Source organism: uncultured Eubacterium sp. (assembly GCF_937958975.1).
Lineage (GTDB): Bacteria > Bacillota > Clostridia > Lachnospirales > Lachnospiraceae > Eubacterium_G.
In genome coordinates, this window is sequence record NZ_CALGRE010000049.1 from 25,153 (window position 1) to 38,407 (window position 13,255).

The 13,255-nt window shown below is 36.2% G+C and carries 8 protein-coding genes and 1 pseudogene; 7 read left to right on the forward strand and 2 right to left on the reverse strand.

The features are described 5' to 3' along the window. Positions 1-14 precede the first annotated feature (14 nt). The 5 genes from Q5O86_RS09405 (at position 15) to Q5O86_RS09425 (ending at position 7,964) form a co-directional block, all read left to right on the forward strand. On the forward strand, positions 15-3,116 hold the full coding sequence (locus Q5O86_RS09405; protein WP_302626892.1) for a leucine-rich repeat domain-containing protein: 3,102 nt from the start codon (positions 15-17) through the stop codon (positions 3,114-3,116). Between the two features lie 17 nt (positions 3,117-3,133). Continuing rightward, complete coding sequence (locus tag Q5O86_RS09410; protein ID WP_302626893.1) at positions 3,134-3,649, forward strand: RNA polymerase sigma factor; 516 nt, start codon at positions 3,134-3,136, stop codon at positions 3,647-3,649. Continuing rightward, positions 3,642-4,646 (forward strand): hypothetical protein, encoded by a 1,005-nt coding sequence (locus Q5O86_RS09415; RefSeq protein ID WP_302626894.1) that lies wholly within the window; start codon positions 3,642-3,644, stop codon positions 4,644-4,646. Before Q5O86_RS09410 ends, Q5O86_RS09415 begins: the two co-directional genes overlap by 8 nt. Beyond that, positions 4,636-6,903, forward strand: coding sequence for a fibronectin type III domain-containing protein (locus Q5O86_RS09420; RefSeq protein ID WP_302626895.1), 2,268 nt, complete (start codon positions 4,636-4,638; stop codon positions 6,901-6,903). Before Q5O86_RS09415 ends, Q5O86_RS09420 begins: the two co-directional genes overlap by 11 nt. 65 nt (positions 6,904-6,968) lie before the next feature. Beyond that, on the forward strand, positions 6,969-7,964 hold the full coding sequence (locus tag Q5O86_RS09425; protein ID WP_302626896.1) for a fibronectin type III domain-containing protein: 996 nt from the start codon (positions 6,969-6,971) through the stop codon (positions 7,962-7,964). A gap of 50 nt (positions 7,965-8,014) precedes the next feature. Here the strand turns inward: Q5O86_RS09425 and Q5O86_RS09430 are convergent, their stop codons facing one another. Together Q5O86_RS09430 and Q5O86_RS09435 are read right to left on the reverse strand one after the other, a co-directional pair. Next, positions 8,015-8,803 carry a 1-acyl-sn-glycerol-3-phosphate acyltransferase gene (locus Q5O86_RS09430; RefSeq protein WP_302626897.1) on the reverse strand — a complete coding sequence of 263 codons (789 nt, stop codon included), beginning with the start codon at positions 8,801-8,803 and terminating at the stop codon, positions 8,015-8,017. Next, positions 8,800-9,939, reverse strand: coding sequence for a glycosyltransferase (locus Q5O86_RS09435; RefSeq protein WP_302626898.1), 1,140 nt, complete (start codon positions 9,937-9,939; stop codon positions 8,800-8,802). Before Q5O86_RS09435 ends, Q5O86_RS09430 begins: the two co-directional genes overlap by 4 nt. A gap of 222 nt (positions 9,940-10,161) precedes the next feature. On the opposite strand from Q5O86_RS09435, the gene Q5O86_RS09440 reads away from it, so the two are divergent. Then, positions 10,162-12,450, forward strand: a complete 2,289-nt coding sequence (locus Q5O86_RS09440) for a hydratase (protein ID WP_302626899.1) — start codon at positions 10,162-10,164, stop codon at positions 12,448-12,450. 77 nt (positions 12,451-12,527) lie between these two features. Next, positions 12,528-13,255, forward strand: a pseudogene (locus Q5O86_RS09445) (1,4-alpha-glucan branching enzyme); the annotation flags it as partial.

Here is a 13,255-nt window from a genome sequence, read left to right on the forward strand (position 1 = left end):
AAGAGGAAATAGTTATGAGAAATGAGAAAAAAAGAGCAGCGGCATGGCTTATGGTAATATTATTGGTTCTCACCATGATACAACCGGTAATTCCTGCAAAAGCCACAGAGACCATTGCCGCAGGAACCTGCGGAGAAAATGCCAGCTGGGTATTGTATTCAGATGGATTGTTAGAAATTAATGGTACGGGAAAGATGAATGATTATTCTTCCTTTGATTCTGTTTGGTTTGATTATAGATATGAAATACAATCTGTAAAAATAGCGGAGGGAATCACATCTATCGGTAATTTTGCTTTTGCGGCCTGTGGTGTTCTCGAAAAAATAGATATTCCGGATAGTGTTACACGGATTGGACAGAGCGCATTTAATAATTGTGACAATTTAGAAGAACTCGTTTTAAGCGATAATGTAACGGATATTGGTGAATATGCTTTTTGTAGAGCAGGAATTAAAAACTTCGTATTTCCTAAAAAAATATCATCGATTCCGGAGGCTGTATTTATTGAGAGTGGTTTAGAACATGTGACGATTTATCAGGATATCGAGGAAATAGGAGAAAGAGCTTTTGATAGTTGCAGTGGATTGAAAGAAGTAGATTTTCATGGGACAGTAAAGACAATAGGAATGGAAGCGTTTTCTTATAATTATTCTCTGGTATCGTTCGGACATTTAAAATCAGTAAACAAAATTGGAACCAGGGCATTTTACAAATGCAAAAAACTTCCGGGAATGGATATGTTTCCGGGGGTGGAATATATTGGAGCGGTTGCCTTTTCAAGCAGTATGGATGAACTCGAGCAGGTTGAAATTCCAGACACAGTTAAGTTTTTGGGAAGCGCTTCATTTAGCTATAATTATTTTATGAAAGTGATAGTTCCTGATACAATAGAAACAATTGAAGCGGATGTGGGAGAAAATATCGTCTGGAAATTATCTAACAATGCGACAATTCAAAAAAAATCAATTGTAGAAGGAGATAGAGTTGTCTGTGAAAAAAATGATATTGTTTATATTGTGACAACGAAAAGTATCACCATCAAAAATGAGAGTGGTTCCGGTGTTTGTATTGATGGTGTATGGGTGGACGATGGAAAAACCTATGTATCGAATCCGGGAGAACAGGAGACAACTGAGAAATCCACAGAAGAAATAACGACCAAAGAGAGCCAGCCGGAAGAGACAACGGATGCGCATATCATTAATGGAAAAAATGACAGATGGATATTTGATACTAACACGGGTATTTTGACGATAAAAACTTCCGGTTTGACAAATGGAGATGTTATCGGAATCGTAAATAGAGTAAAACATATCGTTTTTGCAGAGGGTGTAAGCGAAATTTCTGTATGGAGCGATGAACAGCCGGTTTTTCCAAATTTAGAAACTGTCACAATTTCGTCTACGATAAAAAGAATAAATGTACAATTTTTTAGTCATGAGCAGAAGATAACGCAGTTTATCGCAAGTACAGAAAATGAGTATTACGAGGTGATAGATGGTAATCTTTATGATAAAAAGAAAAAAGAGCTGATAAAATATGCTGTGGGAAAGAGAGATAGTATAGTACAGGTGGCTGATGGGACGAAAACTATAGGGGAATATGCATTTTTGAATGCAAGAAATGTAAAAGAGATAGCGTTCCCGGAAAGCGTAGAAAAGATAATACTTTCCTTTGAAAATCTTGTTTCGATAGAGAAAATTACTTTGCTGAATCCGAATTGTGCGATTGAAAAAAAGACAGAGGTAAGAGATTTAAGTATAAGCTCCTATGCAGATTCACAGGTTGAAAAAAGATGTAAAAGTTTAAGAATAAACTTTATACCATTAGAAATAACAAAGGCATTAAAAAAACTTACAATAACAAAAAATCCGGACCAGACAGAATTTGTATTGGGAAGACAGCCACGATATAAGGGAATGACGTTGAAAGCCGAGTATGAAGATGGAACTGTTGCAAATACAGATGCAGGATATGAAGTGTCGGAGGCAGATGTAAACAGGTTAGGAACGCAGACGGTTCAGATAAAGTTTGGAAATAAAACAGTGCCATTAGAAATCAGCTATGTAGAGATGGCGGAGGATGATATTGCAATTGTTAATTCCAGAAAGAGGTTTTATTTAAATAGTGTAGTGCCGTATAGGGAATTGTATTTTACACCGGTAAACAGTGGAACATATGAGATTTATACGTTGGGAGTTAATGAGGTGTACGATACCTATGGTACAGTTATGGATATGAATAATCATATTTTGACAGAGAATAATGATAACGGTTCAAGTATAAATTTTAAAGTTGAAGTGCAGTTGAATGCAGGAGAAACATATATTATCAGAACAGATTTGGTGGATAAAAAGGAGGATGCCCGTGTAGCTGTCTGTATAGATTTGAAAGAGTTGAGCGGAACATGTAATCATCAGTTTAGTCGGAAAATCAAGACAATAAAACCTACATGTACGAGCGTAGGATATACAATATATCAGTGTGATTACTGTAATGAGCAGGTAAATTCATATTATACTGAAAAAGAGCCGCATCAGTATCGAATATATAGAATTATTGAGCCTACATGTACGGAAGACGGATTTATTATACAGCGCTGTGAAAATTGTGGTTATAAGACGGGAGTAGCAGATAAAGAGCATCCGAAGTCTGGGCACAAATATATTGACACTGTTGTTGCTCCTGCAATGACAGAATATGGTTATACATTACATGAGTGTGTAAAATGTACACATAGTTACAAGTCAGATTGGGTGGAGCCGATTGGATTTGGAAAACAGGAGACTACGACTGTAGAGCTGACAACAAACAAAGAGCAGACGACAACAATTCAGCAGACTACCGCATCAAAGGCTGTGACGTTGAAAAAACCAAAAGTAAAGGCAAAACGATTGAAATCCAAAATCCGCTTGACTTTGACAAGCAGTCATAAAAATGTAAAGTATCAGATATATGTTAAGAAAAACGGAAAATACAGGTTGCTAAAGACCACATCCAAAAAGACATATAAGTTTACACATAAAAAGAAATGTTATATCAGGGTAAGGTGCATAAAGCGCAGTGGCGACACGGTTTTGTATAGTAAATTTAAAAAGATAAAAATAAAGGCTTGAGATAAGGAACCTGAACAATGAAACATGATAATTATCAATGGGATAGTATAGAGGCTGTGATTCAAAAACACAGCCCTATGCTATATAGAATTGCATATTCGTATACAGGCAGTAAAGAAGATTCTGAGGATGTATTACAGGAAGTGTTTATTAAATATGCCAAACAGAAAGTTTTCAAGGATGAAGAACATTCTAAGGCATGGCTGATAAGAGTAACAATAAATCATAGTATTAACACCGTAAAAGCATTCCATAAAAAGAAGGCTGTCTCTTTAGAGTACAACGAAAACAGAAATATGCTGGAGAATATGGACAGTTATAGCAGGGAACAATCTGATGATATGAAAATGCTTATTATGGAACTGCCACTAAAATATAGGTCAGCTATATATCTATATTATTATGAGGGATATAAAGTAGAGGAAATTGCAGAGATATTGGGCAAAAAAACAGCCAGTATTTATACACTTCTAAACCGTGGGAGAGATTTATTGAAAAAAGCAATTGAGGAGGGAGGTAACAGCGATGAATAATTTCGATGAAATGATACGGAAAAAATTAAATACTGATTATGAAAATGTTACTCTCGACTTAGCTGATATAGACAGAATTACTGACGTAGTGAAGAATGGGCGACGGGAAAAAAAGGTGAATGACCGGAGGGATAAGAACTGGAAAAAATTAGTTGCCATTGCAGCAGTATTTCTTGTTATAATAATAGTTGCAAATAATAATACAATCAAAGCATTTGTGGTTGGCATGTATGAAAAATATTTTGGACAATTAGATACAGAATATGAGAATAATACAGATGCATATGCCCGGGATTTAAACCTGGAATATAGTATAGACGGTAAAAAAGTAATTATTAAGCAGTATGTAGTTACAGACAGAGGAATTGATTTCAAGGTTGCTGTGGACGAGGACAGTGGCATAGATATTTGCGGAGCGACAGTTTATAAGAGTACAATGCAGGCATACAATGAAATGGTTGTGAAAGTGAATGGATATTATATTCTTTCAACTGTTTTTGAAGACACTGATTGGCTTAAGCGGCTTTCAGGCGATAATAAAATAAAGGCAAGAATTGAGTTGATGTATATGGTTGGAGGAGAGGATAGTGACGTTTATTGCTTAGAAAAACAGGCAGAAATTGATTTATCAAAAATATATCATTGTAAGAGAATAACGAATAAAAATGTAAATATATTGAAAGACAAAAACTTTGAAGTGACAAATATTTTTATGTCTACATGGTATATGAAAGTATCATACAAAAGGAAAGATGCATTGAAAGATAATTCTATCCTGACAATTCGACAGAATGGAACTGAATTATTAAATTTAGGGGGACAGAGTGACAATCAGCAGGTCTACTATTATTATCAGCTGCCAAAGACATGGAATGAACCTATAGAAATTTCATTGGGGCAGATTGATTATGAAAGGGGAGACATTGTATCAAGGAGTGAAGTTTATAAAGTAGACTTAAAAACTTTTATAAAGGAGGATAGTGCAAATGAAAATTAAAAGAATTATATCGATTATAATTATTTTGGCTATGACCTCCACTGCGATAAATATTGTAAATGCAGATACAAGTTTTGATGTGACAGCCCCTGAGCTAAAGGTTTTCTTGATTCATGAAGCAAATATGATTGATGCAGATGGAATTATGAATATTGATTTTGATTTAATAGAAGAAGGTTCCGGGGTAAATCAGATTGATATAACTTTTGTTCATAGAGAAACAAATCAGATTATAAGTCTGCGATATCAGGTGACAGCAGAAAATGATAATGAGTTGTTGTTTACGGGAAAACATCAAATCTCTTTTGATTTGGTTGGTGCAAAGTCTTATTTTATGAAAGGTCAGTATTCTGTCGAGCGTGTGACAATCAGTGATGTCACGGGAAATGTAGTATGTTATCAGTCGCCAGATAATAAGATACAAGAGTTTACTACTGTGATAGATGTGAGTAATTCCAACATAAAGGATAGAAATGGTCCTGTAGTAAAGAGTATAGAGTTTGTGAATCCACATAATTTACAATGCGATACATATAGCAGAGCAAAGGTGAATATTGAGGAGATAACCGGAGTTCATAAATTGCAGCTGAAATATAAAAACAGTAATAACCGGGAGCTTGTTCTCGAGGCAAAGGACATAGAAGATTACAGAACCGGTGTATACAATATAGATTTTTATATTCATACAAGAGACATTTTATCCAAAGGGGTTTATCATCTGGACAGAATTGAAACAGAGGATGTTTTTGGAAATAGAAATGTCCAGAGTGAAATTTTTGATAAGAACAAATTTTCAACGGAAATATATATTTCTAAGCTGCCGACGGATGGTAAAGAAGGAATCAGTGTTGATAAGGTGAAGGTGGAGAAAAAGAGTATTATTACTCCGAATGTACTTACGTTAAAAATGCAGTTAAATCCGGGTAGTGAGGGAATTGATGGTGTCAATTTAAGTATCGTAAACGAAAACGGCAATAAAAAGGCTTTATATTGGGAGAGTACAGAACCGATAAGGACAAAAGAAGTTGTTTTAAAGTTTCCTATAAATACTTATCTGGAAAATGGGAGCTACCATATAGAACAGATTACGGTTTATAATAAAAATTTTACAGAAACGTATCGGGATTTGTCATTAAATAACATATTGCAAGATAATTATTCTATAGAGATAAAGAGCAGATATGATATTGTTTATTATGGTTCGACTGCCAATATCAACGGTGTGATAAAAGCTTTGGAGAAAATGAATCCGGGAGAGGTTGCCATTGCGGAATATTCGATAAAAAGCATTGCGGATAAGAAGATTTTTGAGGCTTTAGCGGGTAAAGACATTACGTTAGTTTTTGAGGGACCTGATGTCCAGTGGGTTTTTAACGGTAAAGATATCATACCTGAAAAATGCAAATCCATTGATTTGTCAATCACTATGACGTCGACTACAGGTAAAAAGTTAGGCTATGCGGATAATGATGATATGTTGTCTATTGGATTTGCAAATAATGGAGAACTTCCGGGTAAGGCAAAAATCAGACTGAGCAATGAATATCTCAAAGCGAAATATGGTTACAAAAAAGATTTGGTTTTGAGTTATTATGACACTACACCGGAAATATTGAGTAAAAATATTGCTTGTTCTAATGACGGATATGCGGAAATTGAGATAACACACAATTCAACATATATATTGTCTGATAAAGCGCCAAGGTTAGCGGCGCCGGGAAATTTTATGGTGAAAGGAAACAATACCAGAGGGAATACCCTTTCATGGAATAAAGTTTTTGGCGCCACAGGTTATAAAGTTTATCGGGCAGAGGGGAATGCATCGACATACAAATTGCTAAAAAGTATAAAGGGAAACAATTATATATCGATTACTTATAATGATACAGATATTGTACCCGGACAAATATATTACTACAGGGTTTGTGCGGATGGGAAAAATGTCCAGGCAGTGTTTTCAGTTAGAAAATCTATTCGTACTGTTCCGGGGAAGGCTACATTAGAAGTTAAATCCAAAAGAAGGAATAAAGTAAAAATAAAATTACACACTTCGGATAATGTAAAAAACTTTGTAGTGTATATTTCGGGAAATGGAAAAAAATACAAAAAGTTAGCCAATGTATCCGGCAGGCAGATTTGTACAATTAATACAAAAAAATATAAAAAGAAATGCCATATTAAAGTCAGAGCATATGTAAAATATGGGGGAAAGAAATACTATGGAAAATATTCAAAAGCAAAGAAAATAAAAAAATAGAAGTTGAAAAAGAGCATTATGTATAATACATTATAAATATTAAAATAGAAGGAGGACGAATTATAATGAAGAATGCAAAGTTAAAATTTATGGCGTTAATGCTTGTTGTTGTAATGGCATTGACGGGGTGTATGACAGAAGACATTACACTTAAAATCAATTCTGATGGAAGCGGTGTCTGTGATATTACAGAGGTGGTGGATGAAGAAGCGCTGATGGATACTGCAATAAAACTCTATAAGGTGATGGGTATGCCGGCAGCAGACATTGATTTGATTAAGGGGGAATTAAAACAGTCTTTTAAAGAAAGCTATCTTGACCAGGGATTTAAATCAGTAAGTATTGATGGAAAGCAGTGCTATCAGTTAACAGAACATAAAAACATTAAAAAAGGACAACTGAGCAAAGAAGTAATGCAAGGAGGTCAGGGATATATTACAACGGATACATTTTATTTGAAATTGAACCTTTCGAGTATGATGGAAGAATCTCTAATGTCGTTGCTTGGAGAAGATATGAGCAGGCAGGAGTTTGAATTAATGTTAAAAACAGCAGGTATAGACCTTAACTCAGCGGTTACATTTAAAATCAGTGTTGAATTTCCGAAAGCAATTGTATCGACAAATGGAACAATCGATACGGCGAATCCAAACAAAGTCAGCTTTAAAGGAACAGCGGCAACAAACAGAGAAATATTTGCTACAACAAACCCGAAAGTTACTTTAGACAGTGCGAGAGCAAAATATAAAGCCGACAATACGATTAAGCAGCCAAAAATTAAAAAGCTAAAAGCAAATAAGGTTTCGAAAAAAGCGAAAAAGGCAACGGTTACTTTGAAGATTTCAAAGGTATCAGGGGCAAAGAAATATCAGGTACAGTATTCCACAAAATCTTCTTTTAAGGGAGCGAAGACAAAGACAATCAAGAAAACGACATATAAGATTACGAAATTAAAAAAGAAGAAAAAATATTATGTGAGAGTAAGAGCTGTGAAGTATAACCTTTCAGGTGAAGTCGTAAATAGTAAATGGACGAAAAAATCTGTAAAGACAAAAAAATAGTATGCAAAGGGATGGCAATTGCCATCCCTTTTTGGTATCGCATAAAAGAATTATAAGTTGCCCTTTTTTTCATAACGAATGTATTCATAAGTGCTGTATTTTTCTGCGGTTTCTTTCATCCACTCATATACCCGGTTACGCAGTTCTTCCTTTGCAGCCTTTTTTCCAAGAGTAGGATTTGTATACATTGGGTCACTGCAATATACGGTAATTGCCGGATATTGAAAGAACAGACGAAATGGAAAACAACGTTTTCTATATGTGACAACCATTGCTACAACGGGCGCATTGAGCCCCACAGGATATGCAAAAGATGCACTTTTGAAAGGTCTGATACCTGTATAATAAGGCCTAATGTGTGCTTCGGGGTATATGGTGATACAGGACTTTTCATGGTAACGTTTAGAAACCGTATGAATCATTTTTTTCATACTGTCCATATCATAACCAAGAGGCATGGCTCCAAGCATAGCTACAAGATGTTTTAATCCGGTAATGGAAAAAGCATCATTGCCCGCCATAAAATAAGTTCTATGTCCCCACCCGGATACATCGGCAGAAATTAAGGGGTCAATATGCTGTGTGTGATTGCTGTAAAGAAAACAGCCTGATTTTAATTTTTTAATCACACCCCGGTTTTTAATTGTAAGTCCGATAATACATTTATTAAATATTTTTACAATAGGAAACACGATAAGAAAATAAAGGATATCCGCGAATATATTCCAAAGTTTACTCTTATGTATCCACTTGTAGTCTCTGGGTAAAGGTCTGGTTTTAATTCCCTGGGTTGCCGCAAAGTCATCATTTAATTCATCTTCATAATAAATTGTTTTCATTGATAATTGCCTTTCTTTGAATTGGTAACAATCATTTCTTCCATTTTATCCATACAATAATCAAAATCCCATTGTTTTGCAAAATCTGCATATTCCAGGCTGCGTTGTTCTTTTTCTTTAGGATGTTCTAGCCAATAATCTATCTTTGCTGCTAAATCTTTGGAATTATTACATTGAAATAAGTTTTTATCATCAAGAGCAAAATACTTTGTAGCTGAGCGGGGAGAATTATTGATAACCGGAACCAGACCACATGAGATTGCTTCCAGGCATGAAATTGCTTCAAGTTCAATTTCGGCGGCGTGTACATATAAGTCAGCAGAGCCAATTACCTCCAGCAGCTCATCTCTGGAATAAAACTTTAATATCGGTTGAATTGGCAGATGCTTTGCGGAATATACCTGAATATTCTTTTTCTGTGGACCGTCTCCCGCAAAAATCAATTGGATACGATTTCTATATTTGCTCTTATTTACAGCTTTTAATAAAACAAGATGTGATTTTTCCCTGCTATATCTGCCGGTAAATAAAATGCGGTAGAGCCCGTCATTTATTTTTTTCTTCGGAATATCCCGGTTAAACTGCTTATTTACCCCATTAGAAATAATATGATGAGGTGTCAGTCCCACGACTCCTTCAAAGACATTACAGATAAACCTGGTTGGGTAATGAATCGCATCGCAATACTGATATAGGTGCTTATAAAATATTTTGTAGAGCCTGTTATTGAAACGCTGTGCGTTCATCAAGAATATATGGTTGGAAAAGTTTTCAGCCTGACAATGAAAACCGGCAGAGAGGGGGATACTGTTTTCATGGCAGTATTTTGCCACATAGCATCCGGTAAAAAAAGGGACCATAATGTGTACGGCATCAATACCATTTAACGCTCTTGTTATGACCTTCTTATCCGGTCTGGAAATAGTGACACCGTTTTTCTTTACATAATTATTGAAAGGTCCCACATTCAACGTCTTAACAATATAGTAACCTTCCTGTCCCATTTTATCCTCATCCGGGCATATCACTCTCACTTCGTGTCCTTTTGCTTTCAGGGTTCTTATTAAATTCATGGCAGCTATTGTTGTGCCGTTATTTTCCTTGCCCAATACATCACTGACAACTGCTATTTTCATAATATTAATCTCACTTGCTTATTTTTATATCTATTTTATTATACTGAAATTTTGAAATCAAGGGATAAAAGAAAAAGCATACACAATACATCTTTTGTCGGGTTTATTCCTGGCAAGTTTACTTGAAAAGCCCCCTTAAATTTTGTATACTATTATTTATCAGTGATAAAATATTTATTACATTATAGACTGAAAAATGCTAGTAAATTACAGGAGGCAAAAATGATAACACTAAGCAAAGGCGGAGCATACCTTATCAATGGTACAGAAGTCATTGAAGAAGGACAGGAAGAATTACTGAAAAGTAAGTTAGGAGACAAATTTCTTTCAAAAGAAGAAGCGGCAAAAAATACAATAGCATATGATATTTTAAAAAATCATAATACATCAGGAAGTATGGACAAGCTACAGATTAAGTTTGACAAACTTACCTCACACGATATTACATTTGTAGGAATTATTCAGACAGCAAGAGCATCTGGGCTGGAAAAATTTCCGATTCCATATGTTCTCACAAACTGTCATAATAGTTTATGTGCTGTAGGTGGAACAATCAATGAGGATGACCATATGTTTGGCCTCACATGTGCAAAGAAATATGGCGGTATTTATGTACCACCTCACCAGGCAGTTATTCATCAGTTTGCAAGAGAAATGCTTGCAGGTGGTGGAAAGATGATTTTAGGTTCGGATTCGCATACACGTTATGGTGCATTGGGAACTATGGCTATGGGAGAAGGAGGACCGGAGCTTGTAAAACAGCTTCTGTCACAGACTTACGATATTAATATGCCGGGAGTTATTGGAATCTATATGACAGGCGAGCCGGCAAAGGGAGTAGGACCACAGGACGTTGCGCTTGCCATTATCGGCGAAGTATTTGAAAAAGGATATGTAAAAAACAAAGTAATGGAATTTGTAGGTCCGGGAGTTTCTAATCTCAGTGCTGATTTCAGAATCGGTGTGGATGTTATGACAACAGAAACTACCTGTCTGTCATCTATCTGGAAGACAGATGAAAAGATTAAAGAATTTTATGATATTCATGGAAGAGTAGAAGAGTATAAGGAATTAAATCCTGGGGAAGTTACATATTATGATGGAATCGTATATGTAGACTTGTCTAAGATTCGACCAATGATTGCTATGCCATTCCACCCTAGTAACACATATACAATAGAAGAATTAAATGCTAACCTCGAAGATATTTTAAGAGATGTAGAAAAGAAGGCGCTGGTTTCATTGGATGGACAGGTTGATTATAAGCTGACAAATAAAATCAGAGATGGAAAATTATATGTAGACCAGGGTATTATTGCAGGATGTGCAGGTGGCGGATTTGAAAATATCTGTGCAGCAGCAGATATTTTAAATGGAAAGAGTATTGGAGCAGATGAGTTTACACTCAGTGTTTATCCGGCATCAATGCCAGTATATATGGAGTTAATTAACAATGGCTGTGCGGCATCTATTATGGCGGCAGGTGGTGTCATGAAGACAGCTTTCTGTGGACCATGTTTCGGTGCGGGTGATACACCAAGCAATAATGCATTTAGTATCAGACATTCCACAAGAAACTTCCCGAACCGTGAGGGAAGTAAGCTTCAAAATGGACAGATTTCATCGGTTGCACTTATGGACGCCCGTTCTATTGCGGCAACGGCAGCGAACAAGGGATATCTCACGGCGGCAACAGATATGGATACAGAATATAAGGGACGAAAGTATCATTTTGATAAGAGTATCTACGATAATAGAGTATTTGATTCCAAGGGAGTTGCTGCCCCTGAGACAGAAATTCAGTTCGGACCAAATATTAAGGATTGGCCGGAGATGGTTGCTCTTACAGATAATTTATTACTTAAGGTTGTTTCCGAAATACATGACCCTGTAACAACAACAGATGAGTTGATTCCTTCCGGGGAAACTTCATCCTATCGTTCCAATCCACTGGGATTAGCTGAATTTGCTCTTTCAAGAAAAGATCCTGAATATGTAGGAAAAGCAAAGGAAGTTCAGAAGGCTGAAAAAGCCAGAGAGGCAGGAAATTGTCCGGGTGAGACATTGCCGGAAATTCATCAGTGTACATCTCTTATTAAGGAAAAACTTCCACAGTATCCTATCAGCAGAGAGACGATTGGTATTGGAAGTACCATTTATGCGGTAAAACCTGGTGATGGTTCAGCGAGAGAACAGGCTGCATCCTGTCAGAAAGTTCTCGGAGGCTGGGCGAATATCGCACAGGAATACGCCACAAAGAGATACCGTTCCAACCTGATAAACTGGGGTATGCTTCCATTTATTTATGAGGAGAAAGAGCTTCCGTTTAAGAAAGATGATTATATTTTTGTTCCAAATATTGCGGAGGCAGTGCGCAATAAGGCAACAGAGATTCCGGCGTATGTTGTCGGAGAAGAAATGAAAGAGTTTACATTAAAACTTGGGGAAATGACAGATGATGAACGTGACATTATATTAAAAGGATGCCTTATTAATTATAATAGGGTTTAGAAGAATAATCGTCAGACTGCATTCAGTGGTCTGACGAAAAGAATAGATGCGCAGTCTGCGCGATTGGAGGATACCATATGGGAAATAAATTAGCCATAACAAAAGATGACTGTTATTTATTTGGTAAAGGCATCAACTATGAAATATATGAGAAACTTGGTGCACATTTAACTGAAATTGATGGAGTAAAAGGGACATATTTTGCTGTATGGGCTCCGAATGCGGTTAATGTTGCCGTAATCGGTGAGTTTAATGACTGGTTAGGATATAACCACAATATGGAGATGAATAACGATTCAGGAATTTGGGAGCTTTTTATTCCGGAGGTGGAAGAGGGAGCAATGTATAAATATGTTATCTCGACACAGAGTGGAGATACATTATACAAAGCAGACCCATATGGAAACTGGGCAGAGATGAGACCGGGAAATGCATCAAAGGTTGCGGACATTGATTCATACCGTTGGAAAGATGCTAAGTGGATTAGCCAGAAGGCTTCAGAAAACCACTATGAGAAACCGATGTCTATCTATGAGGTACATCCGGGTTCCTGGAGAAAAGAATTTAATGGACCGGATGACGAAGACGGATTTTATGATTATAAAAGAATGGCTGATGAACTCGTGGATTATGTGGTGGATATGGGATATACCCATGTAGAACTTATGGGGATTTTAGAACATCCTTTTGATGGCTCGTGGGGATATCAGGTGGTAGGATATTATGCACCAACAGCCAGATATGGAAAACCACAGGATTTTATGTATTTAATTGATTCATTTCACAGAGCAGGAATCGGCGTATT

What these genes read in the sequence shown, in the direction of transcription:
- Q5O86_RS09405 (WP_302626892.1), top strand. Translation starts at nt 15, where the DNA reads ATGAGAAATGAGAAAAAAAGAGCAGCGGCATGGCTTATGGTAATATTA.
- Q5O86_RS09410 (WP_302626893.1), top strand. Translation starts at nt 3,134, where the DNA reads ATGAAACATGATAATTATCAATGGGATAGTATAGAGGCTGTGATTCAA.
- Q5O86_RS09415 (WP_302626894.1), top strand. Translation starts at nt 3,642, where the DNA reads ATGAATAATTTCGATGAAATGATACGGAAAAAATTAAATACTGATTAT.
- Q5O86_RS09420 (WP_302626895.1), top strand. Translation starts at nt 4,636, where the DNA reads ATGAAAATTAAAAGAATTATATCGATTATAATTATTTTGGCTATGACC.
- Q5O86_RS09425 (WP_302626896.1), top strand. Translation starts at nt 6,969, where the DNA reads ATGAAGAATGCAAAGTTAAAATTTATGGCGTTAATGCTTGTTGTTGTA.
- Q5O86_RS09430 (WP_302626897.1), bottom strand. Translation starts at nt 8,803, where the DNA reads ATGAAAACAATTTATTATGAAGATGAATTAAATGATGACTTTGCGGCA.
- Q5O86_RS09435 (WP_302626898.1), bottom strand. Translation starts at nt 9,939, where the DNA reads ATGAAAATAGCAGTTGTCAGTGATGTATTGGGCAAGGAAAATAACGGC.
- Q5O86_RS09440 (WP_302626899.1), top strand. Translation starts at nt 10,162, where the DNA reads ATGATAACACTAAGCAAAGGCGGAGCATACCTTATCAATGGTACAGAA.